This is a genomic window from Micromonospora siamensis (assembly GCF_900090305.1).
In the GTDB taxonomy this organism is placed as follows: Bacteria; Actinomycetota; Actinomycetes; order Mycobacteriales; family Micromonosporaceae; genus Micromonospora; species Micromonospora siamensis.
Window position 1 is genome coordinate 4,464,101 of sequence record NZ_LT607751.1, and the last position, 4,202, is coordinate 4,468,302.

3 protein-coding genes are annotated in these 4,202 nt (G+C 74.1%); 1 reads left to right on the plus strand and 2 read right to left on the minus strand.

Translation table 11 applies throughout. From position 1 onward, the window contains the following. Positions 1-78: 78 nt before the first annotated feature. Together GA0074704_RS20615 and GA0074704_RS20620 are read right to left on the minus strand one after the other, a co-directional pair. Positions 79-786, minus strand: coding sequence for a VOC family protein (locus GA0074704_RS20615; protein WP_172880659.1), 708 nt, complete (start codon positions 784-786; stop codon positions 79-81). After that, positions 783-2,819, minus strand: a complete 2,037-nt coding sequence (locus GA0074704_RS20620) for a putative bifunctional diguanylate cyclase/phosphodiesterase (protein WP_172880662.1) — start codon at positions 2,817-2,819, stop codon at positions 783-785. The genes GA0074704_RS20615 and GA0074704_RS20620 overlap by 4 nt, the downstream gene beginning before the upstream one ends. A 320-nt stretch (positions 2,820-3,139) precedes the next feature. On the opposite strand from GA0074704_RS20620, the gene GA0074704_RS20625 reads away from it, so the two are divergent. Next, complete coding sequence (locus GA0074704_RS20625; protein WP_088973846.1) at positions 3,140-3,757, plus strand: flavin reductase family protein; 618 nt, start codon at positions 3,140-3,142, stop codon at positions 3,755-3,757. Positions 3,758-4,202: the final 445 nt, after the last annotated feature.

The following is a 4,202-nucleotide window of genomic DNA, read 5'->3' on the forward strand; positions in this document are numbered from 1 at the left end:
CAACCGGTCTGCGCCGGCCCGAAACAACCGGTCTGCGCCGGCCCGAAACAACCGGTCTGCGCCGGCCCGAACAGTCGGTCAGCCACCGGCCCGAGCGGGCCGGATGACGGTGAAGACGGCGCCCGCCGGATCGGCCAGCGCGCAGACCCGACCCGTCGCCACGTCGCTCGCCGGCACGAGCACCCGACCGCCCCGCTGCCGGGCCCGCTCGGCGGTGTCGTCCGGGTCGGCCACCGCGAAGTAGACCATCCAGCCGGCCGGGAGCAGGTCGCGCAGCGGTGGCGGCAGCGCCAACCGGCCGGCGACCGGCGGGCCACCGGCGCCGAGCAGGGCGTACGAGTCGTCGGGGGCGCCGGGCGGCACGGTGGCCCGCAGACCCAGCGCGTCGGCGAGGAACCGGTCGGCGGTGGCCGGATCGCCCGTCATGTACTCGTACCAGCTGGGCCGGCCGGGGCCGGCGGCCACCGGGGTGGTGCCGGCGCGCAGCCGGAAGCCCGCCCCGAGCGGGTCGCGCACCTCGTCGCCGTCGACGTGGGCGCCGGCCCGCTCGGCCGACGCCCGGACCTGCCCGGCGTCGGCGGCGCCGAGGACGGTCCACCACGTCGCCGGTGCCGGTCCCCGACGCAGCCGCGCGGCGGCGACCCCGTCGGCGTGTGCGGTGAGTCCGTCGGCGCCGGCCGTGCAGGTCCAGCCGAGCAGGCCGGCGTAGAAGTCGGCGGCGGCGTCGAGGTCGCCGGTGACCAGTTCGACGCCGACGGGCGACACGGACGTGAGGGATGGGTTCACACGACTCTCCAGGTGGGCGAGGGGTCAGCGCGGGGCTGCGGGACCACGGTCGGTACGACGACGGTGTCCTGCCAGGCACGGGAGGTACGGCGGGACAGCTCGTCCAGCGGCACCGGGCGGCCCAGGTGGTAGCCCTGCCCGGCGTCGACGCCCAGCGCCCGCAGCGCCGGCACCAGCGCGGCGCGCTCCACCGATTCGGCCACCGTGGACATGCCGAGGCCGTGTGCGGCACGGACCACGGCGTCGATGAGGACCGGATCGGCGCCGCCGTGGTCGGCCTGCCGGACGAAGTCACCGGCGATCTTCACCGTGCTGAAGGGCAGGTGCTTGAGATAGGCGAAGGAGCCGAAGCCGGCGCCGAAGTCGTCGAGGCTGAGCCGGCAGCCGGCGTCGCGCAGCGCGTCGGCGAGGTGGCGTACCGCCGCGACGTTGGTGATCGCGGCGGTCTCGGTGACCTCCAGGCCGAGCCGGTCGGCCGCGATGCCGGCGGCGCGCAGCGTGCGGACCACCCAGTCACCGAAGCCCGGGGACTCCAGGGAGCGGGCGGAGATGTTGATGTCGAACCGCAGCCCCGCCCGGGTTGCCCCCGGCTCGGCCAGCGCCGCCGTGGCGGTGGCCACCACCCACCGGTCGAGGTCGCCGATCAGGTCGTCGCGTTCCACCGTGGGCAGGAACTCCGCCGGCGACAGCACCGGCTCCGCTCCGTCGCGCAGCCGGACGAGCAGTTCGTGACTGACCACCTGGCCGGTCGCCAGGTCCACGATGGGCTGGGCGTCCAGCCCCATCCGGTTCTCGTCGAGAGCCCGGCGGACCCGGGTGACCACGCTGATCCGCTGCACGGCGTGCCGGTACTGCTCGGGCAGGTACAGCCGGGCCCGGTTGCGGCCGGCGTCCTTCGCCTCGTAGAGGGCGAGATCGGCGTGCGCGAGCATGGTGTCGCGGGTGTCGGCCGGTTCCCGTGAGGCGGCGCCGATGCTCAGGGTCACCCGCAGGCCGGTGCCGGCCACCGGCACCGGCGCCCGGACGACGGCGTTGCACATCGCCTCGGCGATGACCAGCGCGCCCTCGGCGTCCGCGCCGGGCAGCACGACGGCGAACTCGTCGCCGCCGAGCCGGCCGAGCAGCGTGCCGGGTGGCAGCTCGCGCCGGAGCAGTCTGGTCAGCGCCCGCAGCACCTCGTCGCCGACCGCGTGCCCGTGCACGTCGTTGATGTCCTTGAAGTTGTCGATGTCGACCAGCAGCAGGGCGCCGGAGGGCTCCGGCCCGCCCGCGAGCAGCTCGTCTATGTGGGCCAGCAGGGCCCGCCGGTTGGGCAGGTCGGTCAGCGGGTCGCGCTCGGCGAGCCGGGTCAGCTCGTCCTGGACCCGGCGGACGGCGGTGATGTCGTGGGCGGTGCCGAGCACCCGTACGGGCGCCCCCGTGCTGTCGGTGAAGACCTCGCCGTAGCACTCGAAGACCCGCAGCGTGGCGCCGTCGGCCAGGTACATCCGGTGGGTGTACGAGAACGCCCCGCCACGGCGCAGCGCGTCCTCGAGCGTCTGCTCGATCATCCCGATGTCGTCGGGGTGCACCATGCGCCGGTAGGCGGGGTAGTCCAGGCCGGTGCCGGGCGGCAGGCCGAACATCCGCTGGAGCACGTCGCTCCAGATCACCTCACCGGAGGGCAGGTCCCACTCCCAGGTGCCGACCTTGGCGAGCTGCTCGATGTGGGCCAGCCGCCACCGGTAGTTGCGGCCCCGCTCACGCTCGCGGCGTTCGACGCTGACGTCCCGCAGCTCGAACAGGCGCAGCGGCTGCCCGTCGTGCTCCACGCCGTGACAGCGCACCTGGATCCACCGGACGACGCCGTCGGTGCCGCGTACCGGCAGGTCGACCGGGTTGTCGCCGGGCGTCATCCCCGCCAGCGGCAGCTCGGCGAGCCCGACGCCGAGCCGGTGACCGGCCGGGTTGCACCACACGCACCGGCCGTCCGGGGTGACCATCGCCAGTGCGGTCGACGTGGTGTCCGCCGCAAGGGCCGGCAGAGCGCTCACCGGGCCACCCACTTCCTTCACCGATGACGGACGGGGCACGACGACGACCGATGGAGGGGCCATCGCGGGGTGACGGCGAGTCTACCCACCGACACGGTAGGTCGCTCGTTTCGGCGGCGGGGGCCGACCCGTACCGGCCCGGGCGACCGGATCGAGATCGCCTTCAACCGGGTCGGCGCCGCCCGACCGGGCCTGGGCGGCCTCGCCACCTGCACCGTCGACATGAGCCCGCACACCGGTCGCGGCCCGGCGGATCGTTCGTCCGCCGCGCCGTCCGATACCCGCCAGCACCGGCCCGGGCGGTGCAGCAGGTTGGGATCATGCACATCGTCTCGCCGCTCAAGGTGCTGTACTTCGGCACCCCCGTCGTCCTGATCAGCAGCCGCAACCCCGACGGCGGCACCAACATCGCGCCCATGTCGTCGGCGTGGTGGCTGGGCCAGTCCTGCCTGCTCGGGCTGGCCAACGCCAGCCAGACGGCGGCGAACCTGGCGCGGGAACAGGAGGCGGTGCTGAACCTGGCCCCGTCTTGCCTGGTCGACGCGGTCGACCGGTTGGCGCTGACCACCGCCCGGCCCGAGGTGCCCGAGCGCAAGCGGGCCCAGGGTTACCGCCACGAGCCCGACAAGTTCGCCGTGGCCGGCCTGGACCGGCAGGCGTCGGACCTGGTGGGTCCGGACCGGATCGCCCAGTGCCCGGTCCAACTGGAGTGTCGGGTGGTCGCCACCCATCCGTTCGGGCTGCCGCACGTCGACGCCACCGCCTTCGAGGTGGAGGTGGTCCGCGCCCATGTGGAGCAGGAACTGCTCATCCCCGGCACCGCGTACGTCGACCCGGTCGGCTGGGACCCGCTGATCATGAAGTTCACCGAGTTCTTCGGTGGCGGCCGGAACATCCACCCGTCCCGGCTGGCGAAGGGCTGGCGGATGCCGCACTGACGGGCGGCCGGACGACACGCCGGCCATCCGTTCGTACGGCGCGGTGTACGGAACGCCGCCGGCGCCACCGCGCGGGTCGCCGAGCCATGGACGAACGTGCATCGATGGTCACCGAAAGCATTGACGACCGGCACGATCCGTGGATCCCATCAAAGATCATCAGTGCCATCATGTGACAGGCGAACGCATCGGAAGAGCGACACCTGTCGCATCGACGACTGCTGTAGCGGGCACCGGCGTCGCAGGCTTGCGACCGCGGGGCGGCCCACCGGTCGGTGGCGAGGCAGCACGCCCGGCACCGTACCCGTGACCACCCTCCACCACCGGTGCCCCACCGGCCGGCACGGCAGGTCCGGGACACCCGATCGCCAGCCGTCGCCGGGACGGTCGCCACGTCGGTGGCGGCCGCCCGGCCCACGCCGGCCCGAAGGAGGAAGCGGATCCG